Source organism: Agromyces binzhouensis (assembly GCF_042672355.1).
GTDB classification, from domain to species: Bacteria; Actinomycetota; Actinomycetes; order Actinomycetales; family Microbacteriaceae; genus Agromyces; species Agromyces binzhouensis.
Genome location: NZ_JBHXVJ010000003.1, coordinates 90,777 through 111,221, shown reverse-complemented (window position 1 = coordinate 111,221; position 20,445 = coordinate 90,777). Strand labels below are relative to the sequence as shown.

The 20,445-nt window shown below is 72.3% G+C and carries 16 protein-coding genes; 13 read left to right on the top strand and 3 right to left on the bottom strand.

Annotation, left to right across the window (positions count from 1 at the left end; all coding sequences use genetic code 11):
* The first annotated feature begins 62 nt into the window (after positions 1 to 62).
* From ACFVHK_RS06350 to ACFVHK_RS06340, 3 genes are read left to right on the top strand one after another with little or no spacing between them, the layout of a single operon-like run.
* Positions 63 to 824, top strand: a complete 762-nt coding sequence (locus ACFVHK_RS06350; protein ID WP_376928074.1) for a LamB/YcsF family protein — start codon at positions 63 to 65, stop codon at positions 822 to 824.
* The gene (locus ACFVHK_RS06345) at positions 821 to 1,495 is read left to right on the top strand and encodes a 5-oxoprolinase subunit B family protein (protein WP_376928073.1); all 675 of its coding nucleotides are present in this window, start codon (positions 821 to 823) and stop codon (positions 1,493 to 1,495) included. Before ACFVHK_RS06350 ends, ACFVHK_RS06345 begins: the two co-directional genes overlap by 4 nt.
* Positions 1,492 to 2,352, top strand: coding sequence for a 5-oxoprolinase subunit C family protein (locus tag ACFVHK_RS06340; protein WP_376928072.1), 861 nt, complete (start codon positions 1,492 to 1,494; stop codon positions 2,350 to 2,352). Before ACFVHK_RS06345 ends, ACFVHK_RS06340 begins: the two co-directional genes overlap by 4 nt.
* A gap of 62 nt (positions 2,353 to 2,414) precedes the next feature.
* Here the strand turns inward: ACFVHK_RS06340 and ACFVHK_RS06335 are convergent, their stop codons facing one another.
* A complete protein-coding gene (locus ACFVHK_RS06335) occupies positions 2,415 to 3,269 on the bottom strand; it encodes a spermidine synthase (RefSeq protein ID WP_376928071.1) in 855 nt (284 codons plus the stop codon).
* A 24-nt stretch (positions 3,270 to 3,293) separates the two neighbouring features.
* Positions 3,294 to 4,049, bottom strand: coding sequence for a spermidine synthase (locus tag ACFVHK_RS06330; protein WP_376928070.1), 756 nt, complete (start codon positions 4,047 to 4,049; stop codon positions 3,294 to 3,296).
* A 107-nt stretch (positions 4,050 to 4,156) separates the two neighbouring features.
* On the opposite strand from ACFVHK_RS06330, the gene ACFVHK_RS06325 reads away from it, so the two are divergent.
* Positions 4,157 to 4,513 (top strand): group I truncated hemoglobin, encoded by a 357-nt coding sequence (locus tag ACFVHK_RS06325; RefSeq protein WP_129235977.1) that lies wholly within the window; start codon positions 4,157 to 4,159, stop codon positions 4,511 to 4,513.
* Positions 4,514 to 4,519: 6 nt separating this feature from the next.
* On the opposite strand, the gene ACFVHK_RS06320 is transcribed toward ACFVHK_RS06325, so the two are convergent.
* Complete coding sequence (locus ACFVHK_RS06320) at positions 4,520 to 7,201, bottom strand: helix-turn-helix transcriptional regulator (RefSeq protein WP_376928069.1); 2,682 nt, start codon at positions 7,199 to 7,201, stop codon at positions 4,520 to 4,522.
* Between the two features lie 287 nt (positions 7,202 to 7,488).
* On the opposite strand from ACFVHK_RS06320, the gene ACFVHK_RS06315 reads away from it, so the two are divergent.
* The 9 genes from ACFVHK_RS06315 (at position 7,489) to ACFVHK_RS06275 (ending at position 20,399) form a co-directional block, all read left to right on the top strand.
* Positions 7,489 to 8,388 carry an Ig-like domain-containing protein gene (locus tag ACFVHK_RS06315; protein WP_376928068.1) on the top strand — a complete coding sequence of 300 codons (900 nt, stop codon included), beginning with the start codon at positions 7,489 to 7,491 and terminating at the stop codon, positions 8,386 to 8,388.
* A 113-nt stretch (positions 8,389 to 8,501) separates the two neighbouring features.
* Entirely contained in the window at positions 8,502 to 8,879 is a 378-nt protein-coding gene (locus ACFVHK_RS06310) for a hypothetical protein (RefSeq protein ID WP_376928067.1), read from the top strand.
* 1 nt (position 8,880) lies between these two features.
* Positions 8,881 to 9,282, top strand: coding sequence for a hypothetical protein (locus tag ACFVHK_RS06305; RefSeq protein ID WP_376928066.1), 402 nt, complete (start codon positions 8,881 to 8,883; stop codon positions 9,280 to 9,282).
* 338 nt (positions 9,283 to 9,620) lie between these two features.
* Positions 9,621 to 13,112 (top strand): DNA-directed RNA polymerase subunit beta, encoded by a 3,492-nt coding sequence (gene rpoB, locus ACFVHK_RS06300; protein ID WP_376928065.1) that lies wholly within the window; start codon positions 9,621 to 9,623, stop codon positions 13,110 to 13,112.
* Positions 13,113 to 13,156: 44 nt separating this feature from the next.
* A complete protein-coding gene (gene rpoC / locus ACFVHK_RS06295) occupies positions 13,157 to 17,059 on the top strand; it encodes a DNA-directed RNA polymerase subunit beta' (protein ID WP_376928064.1) in 3,903 nt (1,300 codons plus the stop codon).
* A 162-nt stretch (positions 17,060 to 17,221) separates the two neighbouring features.
* Entirely contained in the window at positions 17,222 to 17,896 is a 675-nt protein-coding gene (locus ACFVHK_RS06290; RefSeq protein ID WP_376928063.1) for a hypothetical protein, read from the top strand.
* Positions 17,897 to 18,026: 130 nt separating this feature from the next.
* Positions 18,027 to 19,121, top strand: coding sequence for a hypothetical protein (locus ACFVHK_RS06285; RefSeq protein ID WP_376928062.1), 1,095 nt, complete (start codon positions 18,027 to 18,029; stop codon positions 19,119 to 19,121).
* Between the two features lie 79 nt (positions 19,122 to 19,200).
* Positions 19,201 to 19,677: a DUF6121 family protein gene (locus ACFVHK_RS06280; RefSeq protein WP_376928061.1), complete on the top strand. Its 477-nt coding sequence runs from the start codon at positions 19,201 to 19,203 to the stop codon at positions 19,675 to 19,677.
* Between the two features lie 74 nt (positions 19,678 to 19,751).
* Positions 19,752 to 20,399 carry a spermidine/putrescine ABC transporter substrate-binding protein gene (locus ACFVHK_RS06275; RefSeq protein ID WP_129234363.1) on the top strand — a complete coding sequence of 216 codons (648 nt, stop codon included), beginning with the start codon at positions 19,752 to 19,754 and terminating at the stop codon, positions 20,397 to 20,399.
* Positions 20,400 to 20,445 lie beyond the last annotated feature (46 nt).

Sequence of the window (20,445 nt, the reverse complement as noted above, 5' to 3'; positions counted from 1 at the left end):
TCCCCGGTCCGGTCGTCGTACTCCTCTGCCCAGTCTGCGGGAGGGCGCGGGAGAATGGGAGCATGCAGCGCGCGATCGACCTGAACGCCGACCTCGGCGAGTCGTACGGCGCGTGGACCATGGGCGACGACGAGGCGATGTTCGAGGTCGTCTCGAGCGCGAACGTCGCGTGCGGGTTCCACGCCGGCGACCCGTCGACGATGCTGCGCAGCGCACGCCTCGCCGTCACCCACGGGGTGGTCCTCGGCGCCCACCCCGGGTACCGCGACCGCGCGGGGTTCGGCCGGCGTGCACTCGACGTCTCCGTCGACGAGCTCGCGGCCGAGGTCGTCTACCAGCTCGGCGCGCTCGACGGCCTCGCCCGGACCGTCGGTGCGACGGTCGCCTACGTGAAGGCCCACGGCGCGCTCTACCACCGGCTCGCCGCCGATGCCGCGGCCGCGTCGGCGGTCGCCGACGCGCTCGCCGCGGCCGTTCCGGGCATGGTCGTCCTCGGGCCCCCCGAGAGCGAACTCGAACGCGCGGCGGCGGGTGCCGGCATCCGCTACGCCCGCGAGGCCTTCATCGACCGCGGCTACCTCGCCGACGGCCGCCTCGTGCCGCGCGAGCACCCCGATGCGCTCGTGCACGACCCCGCCCGCGCGGCCGACCGCGCCCTCGAGCTCGTCGAGACCGGCGGCATCGCCGCCGCCGATGGAGCCCGCGTCGAGCTCGCGCCCGACTCGCTCTGCCTGCACGGCGACACCCCCGGCTCGGTCGGCATCGCCCGCGCCGTCCGGGCGGCGCTCGCGAGCGCGGGCCACGACGTGCGGCCGTTCGCATGAGCCGTCCCGAGCCGCGGCTGCTGCCCTCCGGGCGTTCGGCCATCCTCGTCGAGTGCGACGGCCTCGACGAGGTGCTCGCGCTGCACGACGCGCTCTCCGCCGACCCGCCCGACGGCGTGGTCGAGCTGGTCCCCGCGGCACGGACGCTCCTGGTCGCGGTCGACCCGGAGCGGTTCCCGCTCGAGTCGGCGGCGAGCTGGGTCCGGAGCGCGGTGCGCGACGCGCTCCCGGCCGTCGCGCCGACGCCGGGCGAGCGCCCCGCGACGCCGACCGTCGGAGCGCCGCCCGACGCCCTCGTCATCGAGGTCGACTACCGCGGGGAGGACCTCGCGGGACTCGCCGACCATCTCGGCGTGACGCCGGAGCACCTCGTCGCCCGGCACGTCGCGACGCGATGGCGCGTCGCATTCATCGGCTTCGCGCCGGGGTTCGGCTACCTCGTGGCCGAGGACTGGCCCTTCGACGTGCCCCGCCTGGACGTCGCGCGCACGCGCGTGCCGCCCGGCGCGGTCGGCCTCGCCGGCGCGTTCTCCGGCGCCTACCCGCGCGAGAGCCCCGGCGGGTGGCGCCTCATCGGGCGGACCGACGCCGCCCTCTGGGACCCGCACGCCGACCCGCCCGCGCTGCTCGTCCCGGGCCGGGTCGTCCGCTTCCGGGAGGCGCCCGCATGACGGCGCTGCGCGTCGAGGCGACCGCCGGACTCGTGCTGGTGCAGGATCTCGGGCGTCCGGGCCGCGCCCACCTGGGGGTCGCGCCCTCCGGCGCGCTCGACCGGGGCGCGCTCGCGCTCGCGAACCGCCTCGTCGGCAATCCAGACGGGGTCGCGGGACTCGAGGTCGTGCTCGGCGGGCTCAGGTTCGCGCCCGACCGCGACGTGTGGTTCTCGGTCACCGGAGCCTGGGGGTCGGTGCGCGTCGCGGGCCGCGAGGTCGGGCCCTACCGTGCCGCGCGCGTGCGCGCCGGCGAGGCCGTCGAGATCGGCGCCGCGGAACGCGGGCTGCGCTACCTCGTCGCCGTGCGCGGCGGGATCGACGAACCGCTCGTGCTCGGATCGCGCAGCCGGGACACGCTCGCGGGGATCGGGCCCGAGCCCGTCGGTGCGGGACGTGTGCTCGCGGTGGGACCCGAGCCCGCGGCATCCGTGCCGCTGCTCGACGACGACGCCGCCTACCCGCCGCCGGTCGGATCGGTCACCCTCGGCCTGCTGCCGGGGCCGCGCGCCGACTGGGTGACGGATGCCGCGCTCGCCGTGCTGCACGAATCGCGCTGGCGCGTCTCCCCATCCGCCGATCGCGTGGGGGCGCGGCTCGAGGGTCCGGCCCTGGAGCGCCGGGTGCCGGGCGAGCTGATGAGCGAGCCGACGGTCGCGGGCGCCATCCAGGTCACCGGTGCCGGCGTGCCGACCGTGCTCCTCGCCGACCGGCCGGTGACCGGCGGGTACCCGGTCGTCGCCATCGTCGATCCGGGCTCCCTCGACGTGCTCGCGCAGGTGCGACCCGGCCAGGAGATCCGGTTCCGGCACGCGTGAGCGCCGGGCGCCGGGCGCCGGTCGACGGCCGGCCGCCGTCCCGTCCGCCCCGTCCCGACGACCTACGGCCTGCTCAGGAACACCGACCGCGCCGGGGGCGGCGACGGCACTGCGGTGGCATCCGTCACGACCGGCGCGCCGGCGATGAAGCGCACCAGCTCGTCGCCTTCGACGAGCTTCGCCGGGGCCGGATCGCTCGCGAGGCGGCGCGGCAGCCCGGCGAACGGCAGCGGGTCGTGCGAGGCGTACATGACGACGTTGCCGAATCGCCGGCCCTTCAGCATGCCGGTGTCGGCGGCGAGCGCGACGTGCGCGTACACGTGCGACAGGGTCGCCGCCTGCGAACGGGCGAACGCGAGGCCGGCGCCGTCGGCGACGTTGACGGCGACGATGCCGCCCGGTGCGAGCCGCGGCGAGACGAGCCCATGGAACTCCGCGCTCGTGACGTGGGCGGGCGTGCGCGCGCCCGAGAAGATGTCGACGATCGCGATGTCGACCGCCCCGTCGAGCCCGGCCGGGAGCTTCGCGAGGACCTCGCGGGCGTCGCCGTGCCGCACGCGCACCTGCGCACCGCGCGGGAACGGCAGGTTCGCGCGCACGAGGTCGACGAGGTCGGACTCCAACTCGATCACCTGCTGGCGCGACCCGGGCCTGGTCGCGATGACGTACCTGGGCAGGGTGAACGCGCCGCCGCCGAGGTGCAGCGCGGTGATCGGCCGCCCTTCCTCGCGCACGAGGTCGACCGCGTGGCCGATGCGGCGCACGTACTCGAAGCCCAGCCACTCGGGCTGCTCGAGGTCGACGTGCGACTGCGGGGTCCCGTCGACCGTGAGGGTCCACGAACCGGGGCGCGTCCGCGACTCCTCGAGCCTGGCGAGGTGTCCGCTCACGGCGAGGCGACGTTCGAGTTCCGGCACGGATGCCACGCTACCCGCGCCGGCTCAGCACGCGCCCCACAGCACGGCGTCGAGCCGCGCGCCCTGCAGGACCTCGGCGGGGAACGGGCCTGCGGCGCGCAGCCGCTCGACCACGCGCGGCGGGATCGCGGGTCCGGCGACGATCACGGCATTGCCCTCCTCGGCGCCGGCGAGCACGGCGGGCGGGCCCGCCACCAGGAGGCCGGCCGCGGGGTCGGCGCGCGCGATGCCGCGCGCCTGCGCAGCGAGGCGGGGGCCGCCCGGCGCATCCGCCACGTTCACGACCATCACGCCGGCAGGGCCGAGCCGACCGAGGCACGCGCCGAGGAACGCGGGATCGTCGACGAACGCGGGGGCCTCGAGGCGGGCGTAGAGGTCGACGACCACCAGGTCGAAGGAGAGCGCCGCGTCGAGGCGCGCGAGGGCGTCGCGCGCGTCGGCGACCATGATCGAGACGCCCGAGGCCGCGGGCAGCGGGAGTCGCTCGGTCACGAGCGCGACGAGCCGGGCGTCGGCCTCGACGACGACCTGGCGCGAGTCGGGACGTGTCGCCGCGACGTACCGCGCGAGGCTCATCGCGCCCCCGCCGAGGTGCAGCGCCGTGACGGGGGCGCCGGGATCGGCGAGCGCGTCGACGACGTTGCCGATGCGTCGCACGTACTCGAAGAACAGCCGGGTCGGATCGTCCGCGTCGACGTGCGACTGGGCGGCGCCGTCCACGAGCAGCGTCCACCCGGTCGACGAGAAGACATCGCGCTCGAACTCGATGCGGGGGGCCATGGTGGCATCGTCGCACGCGGTGCGCAGTCCGGCCTGCAGATCGCCGACGAGGCGCTCGCGCCGGGAGGGTGCGGGCGGCCTAGGATCGCAGGGACGAGGGAGGCGGGATGACCGAGCTGTACGACGAGGTCGGCGGACCGGACGGCGTGCGCACGGCGGTCGCACTCCTCTATCGGCGGGTCGTCGCCGACGACGAGCTCGGACCGTGGTTCCGGGAGGTCGACCTCGATCGCCTCCGCGCGCACCAGCGCGCCTTCCTCGCCGCGGCGTTCGGCGGCCCCCAGGCGTTCTCGGGCCGCAGCCTCGCCGAGGCGCACGAGGGCCTCGAGATCACGGATGCCGCGTTCGACCGCATCGTCCAGACGCTGCTCACGAGCCTCGCCGACCTGGGCGTCGCGCACGACGCGGTGGCGCGGGTCGGCGAGCGCCTCGAGCAGGTGCGCGGCGACGTGGTCACCGCCTGAGCCGGGTCAGCTCCGGCCGACGATCGGATCGGTCGGCAGGTGCAGCTCGCGACGTCCTCGGATGCCGAGCTTCGCATACGTCGACTGCAGGTGGTTGTCCACGGTGCGGGTCGAGAGGAACAGTCGCCCGGCGATCTCGTTCGAGCTCAGGCCCTGGGCCGCGAGCGACGCGACCTCGCGTTCGCGTGGCGTGAGCGGTTCGGCGCCCTCGGAGAAGCGGAGCAGGGGCGTCCTCGCCCCCTCGCAGGCCGCGGACAGCTCGGCGGCGCGCCGCAGGTCGGCCGCCGCCTCCCGTCCGCGGCCGTCGGCCCGCGCCGCCTGCCCTGCGGAGGCGTGGGCCTCGGCGGCGTAGAGGAGCGAACCCACCCGCTCCCATTCGGACGCGGCGGCGCGCAGGCCGGCCGGATCCGCCTCGGCCTCGGCGCGGGCGTGCGCCGCCCGCCGTGCGACGTCCGGAGCCCCGGTCCGCGCGGCCAGCGACTCGAGCCGATCGGCGGACGACGCGGTGTGGGGGCGCGAGCCGAACCTCGTGACGTGATGGAGCAGTCCGCTCGCGACGTTCAGCGCGCCGCGCGACTGCGCGAGCTCGGCACGCTCGAGCACCCGGGTCGCGGCGCGGTCGGCGGCGCCCTCCGCCGCATCGATCCAGGCGTCGGCCAGCGTCACGACCGAGCTGTCCTGCTCGAGGCCGGCCACCACCCGATCACGGTGCTCGCGGGCGGCAGCCGGGTCGCCCTGCTCGGCCGCGACGATCGCAAGGAAGCAGCGCGCGAACTCGCGCAACGACGTCGGCCCGTGCACTTCGGCGCCGCCGATGGTGTCGCGGAACCAGCGGGCGGCGGTGTCGAGGCGGCCGAGCTGCCAGAAGATCCGGCCCATCGTCAGCTCGGCCACGCGCGCGGTCGGCTCGTCGTCGTCGCGGATCGCATCGTGCAGCGCGTCGACGAGGGTGCCGCGGGCGTCCTCGAGGCGGTCGCTCGCGACGAGCACGTTCGCGAGGACCACCTCGGCGCGGCGCCGCGACACCGGGGAGTCGGCGCGGGCGGCGGCGGATACGGCGCGCTCGGCGCTCGCGACGGCCTCCTCGGTGCGCCCGACGAGGGAGAGCGGGGTCGCGCGGGCCAGGTCCAGCAATGCGCGTTCCGGCCCGTCGCCGAGGCGGCGACCCGCGTCCTCGACGGCGGCGAGCGCGGCGTCGCCGTACTCGAGGTTCGCCTGCAGCGCGGACTTGCCGAGCCCGATCGCCGCGGACTGCCCCGGGAGCTCGCCCTCGAGGCGTTCCAGCAGGTCGAGGGCGCGGACCGTGCCGAGCGGATCGCCGCCGAGCACGTCGGCCTGCACGCGCCCGATCGCGGCGAGCAGCGCCTCGTCGGCGCCGTCCGAGGCCGCGGCGCGACGCGCCGCCTCGAGCGCGGTCAGCGCCTCGTCGCCTCGGCCGAGGGACCACAGGATCTCGCCGTGCAGGAGCAGCGTCGGCGCGTCGGCGGCTCCCGCCGCGACGGCGGCTGCGGCGAGCCGCTCAGCGGTACGGCGATCGTACGCGGACCGCGCGAGCACGGCGCATCGGGCGAGCAGGGCGGGATCGCTCGGTCGACCGGCGTCGAGTCGCCACACCGCGACCCGCAGTTCATCGCCCGGATCCATCGGGCGGGACGCGACGAGGTCGGCCTGTTCGGCGAGCAGCGAGAGCGCGCGGATGCGCGGCATCGCCTCGCGGACGGCAGCCGCGTACTGCGGGTGCGCGAGCCCGACGCGCACCCGAGGTCCCGACTCGTCGACGCGGATGAGTCCTCGCAGCTCGAGTGCGGCGAGCGCCTCGGCGGCGCCCGGGCGCGCGAGCTCGTCGAAGGCGAGCGGCTCGCACAGCGCGAGACGTTCGACCGCGTCCCGCTCCGCCTCGTGGAGGCCTCGGAGGCGGGCGCGGATCAGGTCGCGCAGCGCGGGCGTGCCGACGGGTTCCCCGGCCAGGTGCCAGAGCCCCTCGTGCGCGACGAGCGATCCGGCGTCCCACGCGCCGATCGCGAGTTCCCGGAGGAAGAGCGGGTTGCCGTGCGCCGCACGGTGCAGCTCGACGACGTCGCGATGCGCGATGGCGCCGCCGAGCACCCTGGTGAGCAGTTCCGCGACCTCGTCGACGCCGAGCGGACCGAGGTCGAGGCGGATCGAGTCCGACGCCGTCGCCACCGGGACCAGCACATCGGGGACCGGCTCGGACTCGCGGACCGTGGCCGCAACCCGGAGCACCGACGCCTCCACGAGCTGGGCCACGAGTGTCACCGAGACCGGGTCCGCGACCGAGATGTCGTCGAAGGCGAGCAGCACGGAGCGGTCGCCGGCCAGCCGGGCGATCGCGGCGTGGGCGACGGCGAACAGCTCCGCCGCGTCGGCGGCGGACGTGAGCGGGGAACCCGTCTCCCTCGCGAACACGGGTGCCAGGGCCGAGAGCGGCACCGCGCTCAGCGCAGGGTTCCCGGTCGCGGTGAGGACGAGCCACCCGTCCTCGTCCAGGTGCTCGGCGACCTCCTGGACCACGCGCGACTTGCCGATGCCCGAAGCGCCGTAGGCGAACACGGCCCTCGTCGAACCTGCGAGGCCGTCGAGGGCACGACGGACGTCGGCGCCGCGTCCGACGAGCGGCCAGCTCTCGTCGAGCGCGAGGGGCGGCCGGGCCGTCCCCCCGGTGTCCAACGCCACCATCTCGGCCCTTCAGGTTCACCGGCGTGGCCGGTCGTCTCACTGTATTGCGCGACGACGTGAACCTGGTTGCGTGATCTTGGCCCCCGTACGGGGGAATCGGCCCGTGATGCGCGTGGGGCCTGGGTAGTCGGGCCGGTGAGGTGAGCAGTCGTCGACGGCGGATGAGCAGCGCCTGCCCATCCGCTCGTACCCCGGCCGCGGGCAGGCTCGTCACCGGCGGGTGGGACCCGCCCCGCGGATCAGGGGATCCGCGCCACCGACTCACCAGGAGACACGACATGACGCAGGAGCAGCGGGACGGCTCGTCGAAGCGGGCCGCGCGGGCGAGACGACTGAGAGGCACGGCTGCCGCGGCCGCCGCGATGATGGCCTCGGCCGGGGCGGTCCTCGCCGCGGCACCGGCGTCGGCCGCGGACAACGCGCCGCCGGTCGCCGTGGACGACCTCTTCACCTTCGTGCAGGGCACGACGATGTTCGTGCCGGCGCCCGGCTTCCTCGCGAACGACAGCGACCCCGACGGGGACGCGATCGTCGGGCACGTCACGGACATCTACGGACCCACGCACGGCGTGTCCTGGAGCCCGAACAACGGCAGCATCATCTACGAACCCGCCCCCGACTTCGTCGGCCCGCTGAGCTTCGGCTATCGACTGCGCGATGCGCACGGCGCGCTGAGCAACTGGGCGACGATCACCCTCGAGGTGCTCCCGAGCGTGGAGCCCGAGCCCGAGCCCGAGCCCGCGCCGGAGCCGGAGCCGGAGCCCGAGCCCGAGCCGGAGCCCGAGCCCGAGCCCGAGCCGGAGCCGGAGCCCGAGCCCGAGCCCGAGCCCGAGCCCGCTGATCCGGGAGAGCCGGGGGAGCCGGGGGAGCCGGGCGAGCCTTCAGAGCCCGGGGAGCCTTCAGAGCCCGGGGAGCCCGCAGAACCCGGGGAACCGACCGAGCCTGGAGAGCCGGGCGAGCCGACCGAGCCCGCCCCGCACGAGGAGCCGGGGCCGGCCGACGTCGACGAGCCCGCCGAACCCGTTCGCCACGAATCCGCCGAGGAGCTCGCGACGGCCGCACCCGTCGGCAGCCTCGCCCGCACGGGGGCCGATCCCCGACCGTCGCTCGCGATCGCGGCGATCCTCGCCGGGATCGGGCTCCTCTTCGTCGCCGCCAGGCCGCGCTCGACGCGATGAGCCCGGTGCCGCGGCGGGCCGGGGAACCCGCCGCGGCATCCGATCCGATCCCCACTCGATCCCGCACCGAACACCGAACCACGAGAAGAACCGCAAGAGAAGGAGCAGGAACCATGATGATGTTCAGCCAGCTCGGCGACATGGTGAAGACGGTGAAGGCCGCGCCCGGCCTCATCGACCGCGCGAACGCGCTCGCCGACCGGACCGCGACGTACCGGCAGCAGATGGACGCCATGGCGGCCCAGGCCGTGCACGCGGAGCCCGCCGCGGGCGCGCTCGAGCCCATCGCCGGCGTCGACCTCGATCGCTACGCCCGGATCGTCAAGGGCATCGCGGCCTACGGCTACGACGAGACGAAGCTGCCCGTGGTGGCCCGCATGTTCGGCATCGATCCCGAGGCGTGGGCGCAGGCCCAGGCCGGCTGGGGCGCCCGCATCCAGGCCGACCGCGGCGTCGGCCGCCGGTTCAACGAGATCTACGCGGCGGTGTGACATGGGCTTCCTCGCAGACCTCCGCACGCTGAACGCGCAGGCGACGGCCGTCCGGGAGCGGATGGACGTCGGCGCGACGCTCGCCGCCGCGCAGCAGTCCCTCGAGCAGGCCGATCGCGTGATGGCCGCGGCCGTCGCCGCGAACGACCCCGCATCCGACGCCGCGCGCGTCCGCACGACCGCCTCGGTGGTGTCCGCCCGCCAGCTGCCCATGGTGATCGGCATGGACGTCATGGTCGAGCTCGAGCTCGTCGCGCAGCTCCCGGGCGGCACCCCCGTCCCGGCGTCCCGCACCCAGCCGCTCGCGCCGATCCAGCTCGCTCGCGTGACCCCGGGTGCGATCGTCGACGTGAGCCTCGTGCCGGGTCGTCCCGAGACGGTCCGGCTCGAGATCGGAGCCTGAGCGGCCGGTCGATCCGGTGGTGACGACGGATGCCGCGTGGGGGAGCCCCACGCGGCATCCGTCATCGCGAGCCGGGGCGCCTCGTGCCGGGTCGACCCGTCGCCTGACGGAGTTCGCGCGGGTTATACCGGAGAAGCGGAGACAAATCAAGAATCCGACTGGACACGGCGCGCCTTCCGGTCTATGCTTGACCTTTGCGCTCCCAGACCCACTATGCCTTCATATTGCGGTCGGCTTCTGCGTGTCGGGTCTCCCGGCATCCGCACCACGTCTGAGGGGTCAACTCCACCACCACCGACAGTGAACCGGCCCCCGACGGGGCCATGGAGGTCATTTCCTTGGCTGCTGCGCGCAACGCATCCACGCCCACCCCCAAGAACGGACGCGGTGCAAGCCGCCTCTCGTTCGCGAAGGTCACCGACACCCTCACCGTACCCGATCTGCTCGCCCTCCAGACCGAGAGCTTCGACTGGCTCGTCGGCAACGAGGCGTGGCGGGCCCGCGTCGAGGAGGCCATCGAGTCCGGCCGTCAGGACCTTCCCGAGGCCACCGGCCTCGAGGAGATCTTCGAGGAGATCTCGCCCATCGAGGACCTCGGCGAGACCATGCAGCTCTCGTTCTCGAACCCGGAGCTCGAGCCGCCGAAGTACACGATCGACGAGTGCAAGGAGAAGGGCAAGACCTACTCCGCTCCGCTGTACGTCAACGCGGAGTTCATGAACCACCTCACCGGTGAGATCAAGACCCAGACGGTCTTCATGGGCGACTTCCCGCTCATGACCCCGAAGGGCACGTTCGTCATCAACGGCACCGAGCGCGTCGTCGTCTCGCAGCTCGTCCGTTCGCCCGGCGTCTACTTCGAGCGCACGCCCGACAAGACCTCCGACAAGGACATCTACTCGGCGCGCGTCATCCCGAGCCGCGGCGCATGGCTCGAGTTCGAGGTCGACAAGCGCGACCAGGTCGGCGTCCGCATCGACCGCAAGCGCAAGCAGTCGGTCACCGTCTTCCTGAAGGCCCTCGGCCTGACCTCCGAGGAGATCCTCGAGGAGTTCGCCGGCTACGAGTCCATCGCGCTCACCCTCGAGAAGGACAACATCCTCACGAAGGAGGAGGCGCTCAAGGACATCTACCGCAAGCTCCGTCCGGGCGAGCAGGTGGCCGCCGAGGCCGCGCGTGCGCTCCTCGACAACTTCTACTTCAACCCGAAGCGCTACGACCTCGCGAAGGTCGGCCGGTACAAGATCAACAACAAGCTCGGCCTCGAGGCGCCGCTCACCGACTCGGTGCTGACGGTCCAGGACATCGTCGCCACGATCAAGTACCTCGTCGCCCTGCACGAGGACCGTCCGACCCTGCCCGGCCGCCGCGGCGGCAAGGCGGTCGACATCCGCCTCGACGTCGACGACATCGACAACTTCGGCAACCGCCGCATCCGCGCGGTGGGCGAGCTGATCCAGAACCAGGTCCGCACGGGCCTGTCCCGCATGGAGCGCGTCGTCCGCGAGCGCATGACCACGCAGGACATCGAGGCGATCACCCCGCAGACCCTGATCAACGTCCGCCCCGTCGTGGCCGCGATCAAGGAGTTCTTCGGGACCTCGCAGCTCTCGCAGTTCATGGACCAGAACAACCCGCTGGCCGGCCTCACGCACAAGCGCCGCCTCTCGGCGCTCGGCCCCGGCGGCCTCTCGCGCGACCGCGCGGGCGTCGAGGTCCGCGACGTGCACCCCTCGCACTACGGCCGCATGTGCCCGATCGAGACCCCGGAAGGCCCGAACATCGGCCTGATCGGATCGCTCGCCTCGTTCGCGCGCATCAACTCGTTCGGCTTCATCGAGACCCCGTATCGCCGGGTCGAGGACGGCAAGGTCACCGACCGGATCGACTACCTCACCGCGATGGAGGAGGACGACTACATCGTCGCCCAGGCCAACGCGCCGCTCGACGCCAAGGGCCACTTCGTCGAGGAGCGCGTCCTCGCGCGTCGCAAGGGCGGCGAGGTCGACCTGTTCCCGGCCGACGAGATCGGCTACATGGACGTCTCGCCGCGCCAGATGGTCTCGGTGGGCACCTCGCTCATCCCGTTCCTCGAGCACGACGACGCGAACCGCGCCCTCATGGGTGCGAACATGCAGCGTCAGGCGGTGCCGCTGCTGCGCAGCGACTCGCCGTTCGTCGGCACGGGCATGGAGGGCTACGCCGCGATCGACGCCGGTGACGTGATCACCGCCGACCGCGCGGGCGTCGTCGCCGAGGTCTCGGCCGACGCGGTCACGCTGCAGCTCGACGAGGGCGGCACGCAGACCTACTACCTGCGCAAGTTCGACCGCTCGAACCAGGGCACGTCGTACAACAACCGCGTCGTCGTCTCCGCCGGCGACCGCGTCGAGGTGGGCGAGGTCATCGCCGACGGTCCCGCGACCGACGACGGCGAGCTCGCGCTCGGCAAGAACCTCCTCGTGGCGTTCATGCCGTGGGAGGGCCACAACTTCGAGGACGCGATCATCCTCAGCCAGAACCTGGTGAAGGACGACGTCCTCTCCTCGATCCACATCGAGGAGTACGAGGTCGACGCCCGCGACACCAAGCTCGGCAAGGAGGAGATCACCCGCGACCTCCCCAACGTGAGCCCCGACCTGCTGGCAGACCTCGACGAGCGCGGCATCATCCGCATCGGCGCCGAGGTCCGGCCCGGCGACATCCTCGTCGGCAAGGTGACGCCGAAGGGCGAGACCGAGCTGTCGGCCGAGGAGCGCCTGCTCCGCGCGATCTTCAACGAGAAGAGCCGCGAGGTCCGCGACACGTCGCTGAAGGTCCCGCACGGCGAGCAGGGCACGATCATCGGCGTCAAGGTGTTCGACGCGCAGGACGGCGACGACGAGCTCGGCTCGGGCGTCAACCAGCGCGTGATCGTCTACATCGCCCAGAAGCGCAAGATCACCGAGGGCGACAAGCTCGCCGGCCGCCACGGCAACAAGGGCGTCATCTCGAAGATCCTGCCGGTCGAGGACATGCCGTTCCTCGCCGACGGCACGCCGGTCGACGTCATCCTGAACCCGCTCGGCATCCCCGGTCGAATGAACTTCGGCCAGGTGCTCGAGACCCACCTCGGCTGGGTCGCCAAGCAGGGCTGGAAGGTCGAGGGCAACCCGGACTGGGCCAAGCGCCTGCCCGAGGGCGCCCGCGAGGCCGAGCCCGGTACCAAGGTCGCCACGCCCGTGTTCGACGGCGCGCTCGAGGAGGAGATCGCGGGTCTGCTCGACTCGACCCTCCCGAACCGCGACGGCGAGCGGCTCATCGACTCCAGCGGCAAGACGCAGCTGTTCGATGGCCGTTCGGGCGAGCCGTTCCCGTACCCCGTCTCCGTGGGCTACATGTACATCCTGAAGCTCCACCACCTCGTCGACGACAAGATCCACGCGCGTTCGACCGGCCCGTACTCGATGATCACCCAGCAGCCGCTCGGTGGGAAGGCGCAGTTCGGCGGCCAGCGCTTCGGCGAGATGGAGGTGTGGGCGCTCGAGGCCTACGGCGCCGCATACGCGCTGCAGGAGCTCCTCACGATCAAGTCCGACGACATCCTCGGCCGCGTCAAGGTGTACGAGGCCATCGTCAAGGGCGAGAACATCCAGGAGCCCGGCATCCCCGAGTCCTTCAAGGTGCTCATGAAGGAGATGCAGTCGCTGTGCCTGAACGTCGAGGTCCTCTCGGCCGACGGCACCGCGGTGAGCCTCCGCGACACCGATGACGAGGCCTTCCGCGCAGCGGAGGAGCTCGGCATCAACATCTCCGCGCGCTTCGAGTCGTCGAACATCGACGAGATCTGATCCGCCAGGCATACGAGAACGACTTCAGGAATCTAGGAGAGAAATTGCTCGACGCAACGACGTTCGATGAGCTCCGTATCGGCCTGGCGACCGCCGAGGACATCCGCAAGTGGTCCTACGGCGAGGTCAAGAAGCCCGAGACCATCAACTACCGCACGCTGAAGCCCGAGAAGGACGGGCTCTTCGGCGAGCAGATCTTCGGACCCAGCCGCGACTGGGAGTGCGCCTGCGGCAAGTACAAGCGCGTCCGCTTCAAGGGCATCGTCTGCGAGCGATGCGGTGTCGAGGTCACCAAGTCCTCGGTCCGCCGCGAGCGGATGGGCCACATCGAGCTGGCCGCGCCCGTGACGCACATCTGGTACTTCAAGGGCGTGCCCTCGCGCCTCGGGTACCTGCTCGACATGGCGCCGAAGGACCTCGAGAAGGTCATCTACTTCGCCGCGTACATGGTGATCGACGTCGACGACGAGGGTCGTCACGCCGACATGCCCGGCCTCGAGAACGAGCTCCGGCTCGAGATCAAGGCCATCGGCGACGCCCGCGACGCTCGCATCGCCGAGCTCATGCAGCGCAAGGAGGAGGAGCTCGCGGCCCTGGAGGCCGAGGGCGCCAAGTCCGACCAGAAGAAGCGCGCCGAGGCCGCGGCCGACAAGGAGATGGCCGGCGTCCGCAAGTCGGGCGACGAGCAGATCGCGCACCTCGAGCGCGTGTGGGAGGACTTCCGCACGCTGAAGGTCGGCGACCTGAAGCCCGAGGACTCGGTCTTCCAGGAGCTGCAGGACCGCTTCGGCATGTACTTCGAGGCCTACATGGGCGCCGAGGCGATCAAGAAGCGCCTCCTGTCCTTCGACCTGGCCGCCGAGGCGGAGGACCTGCACCTGCAGATCGCCGAGGGCAAGGGCCAGAAGAAGATCCGCGCGATCAAGCGGCTCAAGGTCGTCAACTCGTTCCTGCAGACCGGCAACTCGCCGGCCGCGATGGTCCTCGACGTCGTCCCGGTGATCCCGCCGGAGCTGCGCCCGATGGTCCAGCTCGACGGTGGCCGCTTCGCGACCTCCGACCTGAACGACCTCTACCGTCGCGTGATCAACCGCAACAACCGCCTCCGTCGCCTGCTCGACCTCGGTGCGCCCGAGATCATCGTCAACAACGAGAAGCGGATGCTGCAGGAGGCCGTCGACGCGCTGTTCGACAACGGCCGCCGCGGCCGCCCCGTCACGGGTACGGGCAACCGCGCCCTGAAGTCCCTGAGCGACATGCTCAAGGGAAAGCAGGGTCGCTTCCGCCAGAACCTGCTCGGCAAGCGCGTGGACTACTCGGGCCGTTCGGTCATCGTCGTCGGACCGCAGCTCAAGCTGCACCAGTGCGGCCTGCCGAAGCAGATGGCGCTCGAGCTGTTCAAGCCGTTCGTCATCAAGCGCCTCATCGACCTCAGCCACGCGCAGAACATCAAGGCCGCCAAGCGCATGGTGGAGCGTTCGCGTCCGCAGGTGTGGGACGTGCTCGAGGAGATCATCCGCGAGCGCCCCGTTCTGCTGAACCGCGCGCCCACGCTGCACCGCCTCGGCATCCAGGCGTTCGAGCCGCAGCTGGTCGAGGGCAAGGCCATCCAGCTCCACCCGCTCGTCTGCGCCGCGTTCAACGCGGACTTCGACGGCGACCAGATGGCCGTGCACCTGCCGCTGTCCGTCGAGGCGCAGGCCGAGGCCCGCATCCTCATGCTGGCGTCGAACAACATCCTCAAGCCGTCGGACGGCCGTCCGGTGACCCTGCCCTCGCAGGACATGATCATCGGCCTCCACCACCTGACGACGGTCATCGAGGGCGGTGCCGGTGAGGGTCGTGCGTTCTCGTCGATCGCCGAGGCGGTCCTCGCGTTCGACCAGAACCGTCCCGGCGAGCCGGTGCTCGACCTCGGCGCCATGGTGAAGATCCGCCTCGAGGGGCTGCACTTCGCCGAGGGCCAGGAGCCCGAGGGCTTCGTGTCGGGCCAGCCGTTCCTGATGGAGACGACCCTCGGTCGCGCGCTCTTCAACGAGGCGCTTCCGGAGGACTACCCCTTCTTCAACGCGCAGGCGGGCAAGTCGCAGATCTCGCAGATCGTCAACGACCTCGCCGAGCGCTACCCGAAGACCGAGGTGGCCGCGACGCTCGACCGCATCAAGGACGCCGGCTTCCGCTGGGCGACCCGTTCGGGCGTGACCGTCGCACTCTCCGACATCGTCGAGCTGCCGCAGAAGCGGGAGATCGTCTCGAAGTACGAGAAGCAGGCCGCGAAGGTCCAGTCGCAGTTCGAGAAGGGTCTCACGACCGACCTCGAGCGTCGTCAGGAGCTCATCCAGATCTGGACCAAGGCGACCGACGAGGTCGCGAAGGCCATGCAGGAGGAGTTCGCCGCGAACCAGGGCAACACCATCAACCGCATGGTGACCTCGGGTGCTCGTGGTAACTGGCTGCAGGTGCGCAACATCGCCGGCATGCGAGGCCTCGTGAACAACCCGAAGGGCGAGATCATCCCGCGTCCGATCATCTCCTCGTACCGCGAGGGGCTGTCGGTGGCGGAGTACTTCATCGCCACGCACGGTGCCCGCAAGGGCCTGGCCGACACGGCCCTCCGTACGGCCGACTCGGGCTACCTCACGCGTCGTCTGGTGGACGTCTCGCAGGACGTCATCATCCGCGAGGACGACTGCGGCACCTCGAAGGGCCTCGAGCTCCCGATCGCCGCGGTCGACTCGACGGGTGCGCTCGTGCGCGACCCGAACGTCGAGAACTCGGTGTTCGCCCGGTCGCTCGCGACCGACACGGTGAACGCGAAGGGCGAGGTCGTCGCCGCCGCAGGCGACGACGTCGGCGACGTGCTGATCGACAAGCTCGTCGCGGCGGGCGTCGAGTCGATCAAGGTCCGCTCGGTGCTCACCTGCGAGTCCGCGGTCGGCGTGTGCGCGAAGTGCTACGGCCGTTCGCTCGCGACCGGCAAGCTCGTCGACATCGGCGAGGCCGTCGGCATCATCGCGGCCCAGTCGATCGGCGAGCCGGGCACCCAGCTCACGATGCGCACCTTCCACACCGGTGGTTCGGCCTCGGCCGACGACATCACGCAGGGTCTGCCCCGCGTGCAGGAGCTCTTCGAGGCCCGCACCCCCAAGGGTGCGTCGCCCATCGTCGAGGCCCCCGGCCGGATCACGATCGACGAGACCGAGAAGCAGCGCAAGGTCATCCTCACGCCCGACAACGGCGACGAGCCGATCGCGTACAACGTGCTCAAGCGTTCGACGCTGCTCGTCGAGGACGGCCAGCACGTCGAGCTCGGCCAGCAGCTGATCGTCGGCACCGTCGACCCGAAGGAGGTCCTCCGGGTCAAGGGCGTGCGCGAGGTGCAGAAGCACCTGGTGAACGGCGTGCAGGACGTGTACCGCTCGCAGGGCGTGCCGATCCACGACAAGCACATCGAGGTCATCGTCCGGCAGATGCTCCGCAAGGTGACGGTCGTCGACCACGGCGACACCGACCTGCTGCCGGGTGAGCTCGTCGACCGTTCGAAGTACAACGGGATCAACCGTGCTGCGCTCACCGAGGGCAAGAAGACGGCGTCGGCTCGTCAGGAGGTCATGGGCATCACCAAGGCCTCGCTCGCGACCGAGTCGTGGCTGTCGGCCGCGTCCTTCCAGGAGACGACCCGCGTGCTCACGCAGGCCGCCATGGAGGGCAAGTCCGACCCGCTCGTCGGCCTCAAGGAGAACGTGATCATCGGCAAGCTGATCCCGGCCGGTACGGGCCTCGCCAAGTACCGGAACGTCACCGTCGAGGCGACCGAGGAGGCGAAGGCGGAGCGCTACCCGAACCGCATCTTCTCCGACGACGCGTCGTTCACCGAGGGCGACCTCAGCTTCGTCGACTTCGACTCGTTCTCGAGCGACGACTTCACCCCCGGCAACTACAGCTGATCCCCGCGGGGCGGCGGCCTGGCCGCCGCCCCGCGCACACGACGGGCCCCGGAGCGATCCGGGGCCCGTCGTCGTCCGATCGCCACCGCCTGATGACGGCACACAGGTGCGCGGGCTAGTATCTCGGGCGGTCGTCCCATCCGAATCCGACCCGGAGCCCACATGCCAGACGCTGCCCCCGCCACCCGCCGATCGAGGACACTGCTCATCGTCGCCGCGTCCGCGCTGGTGATCGCGGTCGTCGCCCTCGTCGTGGTCCTGGCGCTGCCCGCCCCGGACAGCCAGTCCGCCGAGCCGGCGCCGCAGACCCGTCCCGCGCCGACCGCCGAGCCGGCACCGGCACCGGTCGCGGTCCCGACGCCGGAGCCGGTGCGGGACGAGCGGATCCCGACCGACTGCGCGGGCATCTACACGTTCGACTGGTCGAGCACGTTCGCTCCCGGCTACGTGCTGAACCCGGAGTGGTCGACCGCCGACGGCGCTCCGGCGCTCTTCGGGACGGATGACGCGGGCGCGCTGCCGGTGCTGCAGGAGACGTCGCAGCTCACCTGCGCCTGGCTCCCCCCGGAGGGAGGCGACGGACGCGTCGGCCTCGTGACGAACGTCGCGAGCGTCGACGAGGCCCAGGCCGCGGCGGCGATCGCGGCGTTCCAGGCCGCCGGCCAGGAGTGCTACCAGGAGGAGGGCGGCACGCGCTGCATCTTCGAGTACCAGGGCGTCGCGGGCTCGGCCGGCGAGTCGCACTTCATCCGCGAGGGCCTCTGGATCGCCACGCGCTGGGACGGCCCGGCCGTGAGCGGCTACACGCTCGACATCGTCTCGCAGCTCTTCGCCTGACCTGCGACCGGGTCCGCCCCGCACCGCGACGCGCGGGCGACCTCCCGCGCGTGCCTCCCGATCGCACGCCGACGCGTTGCTAGAGTGAGCCGCACCACGGGCGGCCGGTGCTGCCCGGAAGGAGCGGACGATGAGCAGCACGACACCCGGATCCGAGCCCGACCAGCCGGCCGCCGACGACGGGTCCGCGACCGACGCCACCGACGCGTCGACGGATGCCGCGTCGCGCGACGACGTCGCCGCCGAGCAGGCGCAGGTCGACCCGACGGCTCCCGATGCGGAGCACGTCGATCGCGTCGAGCCTCCGGCCGTCGCGCCCGAACCGGCCGCGTCCGAGGAGGAGTACGACTTCACCGGGACGCAGGGTGCGGAGGAGCCGACGTCGGCGGAGGCATCCGCGCCGGTCGGGCCGACGCAGGCCGAGGCGGCCGACGAGCGGTCCGAACTCGACGCCGCCGTCGAGCGGGCGCGCACCGACCACCCGCCCGTCGCAGACGACACGACGGCGATCGACGAGCACCCCGAGCCGGTGCGCGCCGAAGCCGTCCGCCGCGAGACCGGCGTGCCCGAGACGGTCGGTGCGACGGGTGTCGGCGCCGCAGCGGGAGCCGGCGTGGCCACGGCGGCCCCGGAGACGCCGGCGCCGCCGATGCCGCAGACGATCTACGTCCAGGCGCCCACTCCGCCCAAGGAGAAGGGCAACCGCGGCTTCGGCGTGCTCGTCGGCCTGATCGCGACCGTCGGCTTCGCACTGCTCTACGCGGCGATCTCGTACCTCGTGATCACGTGGTACGGCGCCGGTCGCGGCGACGGCATCCGCGTGTACACCGAGTTCCTCGCGCAGCCGGTCTTCTGGATCCCGGTCGTCTTCTTCTTCCTGTCGTTCGCGCTCCTCGCGGCGATCCTCAACCGCGCCGCGTGGTGGACCTGGGCCGTGTTCGGCCTCGCGGTCGGGATCATCGTGTACTTCTCCTACATCGCAGGTTCCCTCCTCACGGTCGCGGCGTGGCAGTTCACCCCGCAGCAGGCGGCGGACTTCGTCGCCGAGCGCTGGGTCGACCCGTTCGCGATCATCGCGTTCATCGTCGCCCGCGAACTGCCCATCTGGTTCGGCGGGTGGATCGCCGCGCGAGGCCGCACGATGACGGAGCGGAACGTCCGGGCGCGCGAGGAGTACGACCGCCAGCTCGCGGCCGGACCGCAGACGGTGACGTCCTCGCGCTAGCGGAGCGGATCGCCCTCGGGCCCTCGGTCCGGGTGCGCTCATGGCGGGTGCTCCCTTCGAGGCGGCGTAGGCTCGGAGCATGGCGTCGAACGCGACCTCCGCGTGGGCCGTCGCCGGCTTCGCGGCGGCGCTCGACGTCGCGCTGATCGTGGCGGCGTTCGGATTCACGAGCCTGCTCGCCGACCTCGAGCCGATCGCCGATCCCGCCGCCGGCCGCCTCGTCGGACCGATCACCATCGGCGTAGCCGTCGGCGCCCTGCTGCTCCTGCTCGGGGCGGCCCTGGGGCGGGGGATGCGCGCCTGGTCGATGGCCGGCCTCGCGTTCCTCGTCACGTGGACGTCCGGCGTCGTGGCCGGGACGATCGCGTACTCCGCGTCCACCGGCACCATCCTCGCGGCGTTCCTCTTCGCGCTCTCGTTCATGTCGGTCGGATTCGGGCTCATCATCCCGCTCGCGAGCGCCCTCGTCGCCCTGCTCGCCGCGGTCACGGTGCGCGCCGAGGAGGGCGGGGTGGAACGGCCCAGGTGGCCGTGGGAGCGCGACGACGACGAGTGATCCGTGCGCCCGCGTCGGGACATCCGTTCATGGCTTCTCGGGCGCTCGCGGTCGACGGCAGTAGGGTGAACCGCGTGGAGGGATCGGTCGAGGCCCGGGTGAGCCACGAGGTCGACCGCTGGCTGGCGTGGCTGCCGCGGTGGCGACCGGGGACGCACCGCGGTCGCGTGCGCCTCTGCACGCGCTGCTTCGGTTCGCCGATCCTCGCCGCGGCCGGCCTCGACGTCGACGTGCCGCACCCGGTGCAGCACGCCTTCTCCATGCGCATGAAGGGCATCATCGACGTCGCGGTCGACGACTACACCGCACGGAACCTCCCCATGCTTCACCGTGAGATCCGCCTCGCCGAGGAACGCAAGGCCAGGCGGCCGTATCGTGCCGGGGAGGGCCTGGACCCGGAGTTCCTGGGGCTCGACCTCGACCCCGACCCGACGCCCGGGGAGCCGTTCCTGTTCACGCTGCAGGGGCTCGAGGCGGATGCCGCGGCCGAGGCCGCCGAGCCCGCACCGCGTCCGTTCACCCCGCAGGAGAAGGAGGCGCTCCGGGAGGAGGTGCGCCTCGCCGACGACTTCGCCAAGCAGCTCGGACGGCGCATCTGCGCCGAGCTCGCGCGGCACCGCCAGCGCATCGCCAACGCGGTCGAGCGGCTCGTCGAGCCGCAGGTCGCCGAGCTGCTCGCCGACCTCGACCGCGAACTCGACGCACCCGGCTGGACCGGCTGATCGCGCCGTCGACGCCGCCCGGCGTTCGCCGAGGGCGTGCAGACGT

Coding starts and splice junctions, on each gene's coding strand:
- ACFVHK_RS06350 (WP_376928074.1), top strand. CDS start 63: ATGCAGCGCGCGATCGACCTGAACGCCGACCTCGGCGAGTCGTACGGC.
- ACFVHK_RS06345 (WP_376928073.1), top strand. CDS start 821: ATGAGCCGTCCCGAGCCGCGGCTGCTGCCCTCCGGGCGTTCGGCCATC.
- ACFVHK_RS06340 (WP_376928072.1), top strand. CDS start 1,492: ATGACGGCGCTGCGCGTCGAGGCGACCGCCGGACTCGTGCTGGTGCAG.
- ACFVHK_RS06330 (WP_376928070.1), bottom strand. CDS start 4,049: ATGGCCCCCCGCATCGAGTTCGAGCGCGATGTCTTCTCGTCGACCGGG.
- ACFVHK_RS06325 (WP_129235977.1), top strand. CDS start 4,157: ATGACCGAGCTGTACGACGAGGTCGGCGGACCGGACGGCGTGCGCACG.
- ACFVHK_RS06315 (WP_376928068.1), top strand. CDS start 7,489: ATGACGCAGGAGCAGCGGGACGGCTCGTCGAAGCGGGCCGCGCGGGCG.
- ACFVHK_RS06310 (WP_376928067.1), top strand. CDS start 8,502: ATGATGATGTTCAGCCAGCTCGGCGACATGGTGAAGACGGTGAAGGCC.
- ACFVHK_RS06305 (WP_376928066.1), top strand. CDS start 8,881: ATGGGCTTCCTCGCAGACCTCCGCACGCTGAACGCGCAGGCGACGGCC.
- ACFVHK_RS06290 (WP_376928063.1), top strand. CDS start 17,222: ATGCCAGACGCTGCCCCCGCCACCCGCCGATCGAGGACACTGCTCATC.
- ACFVHK_RS06285 (WP_376928062.1), top strand. CDS start 18,027: ATGAGCAGCACGACACCCGGATCCGAGCCCGACCAGCCGGCCGCCGAC.
- ACFVHK_RS06280 (WP_376928061.1), top strand. CDS start 19,201: ATGGCGTCGAACGCGACCTCCGCGTGGGCCGTCGCCGGCTTCGCGGCG.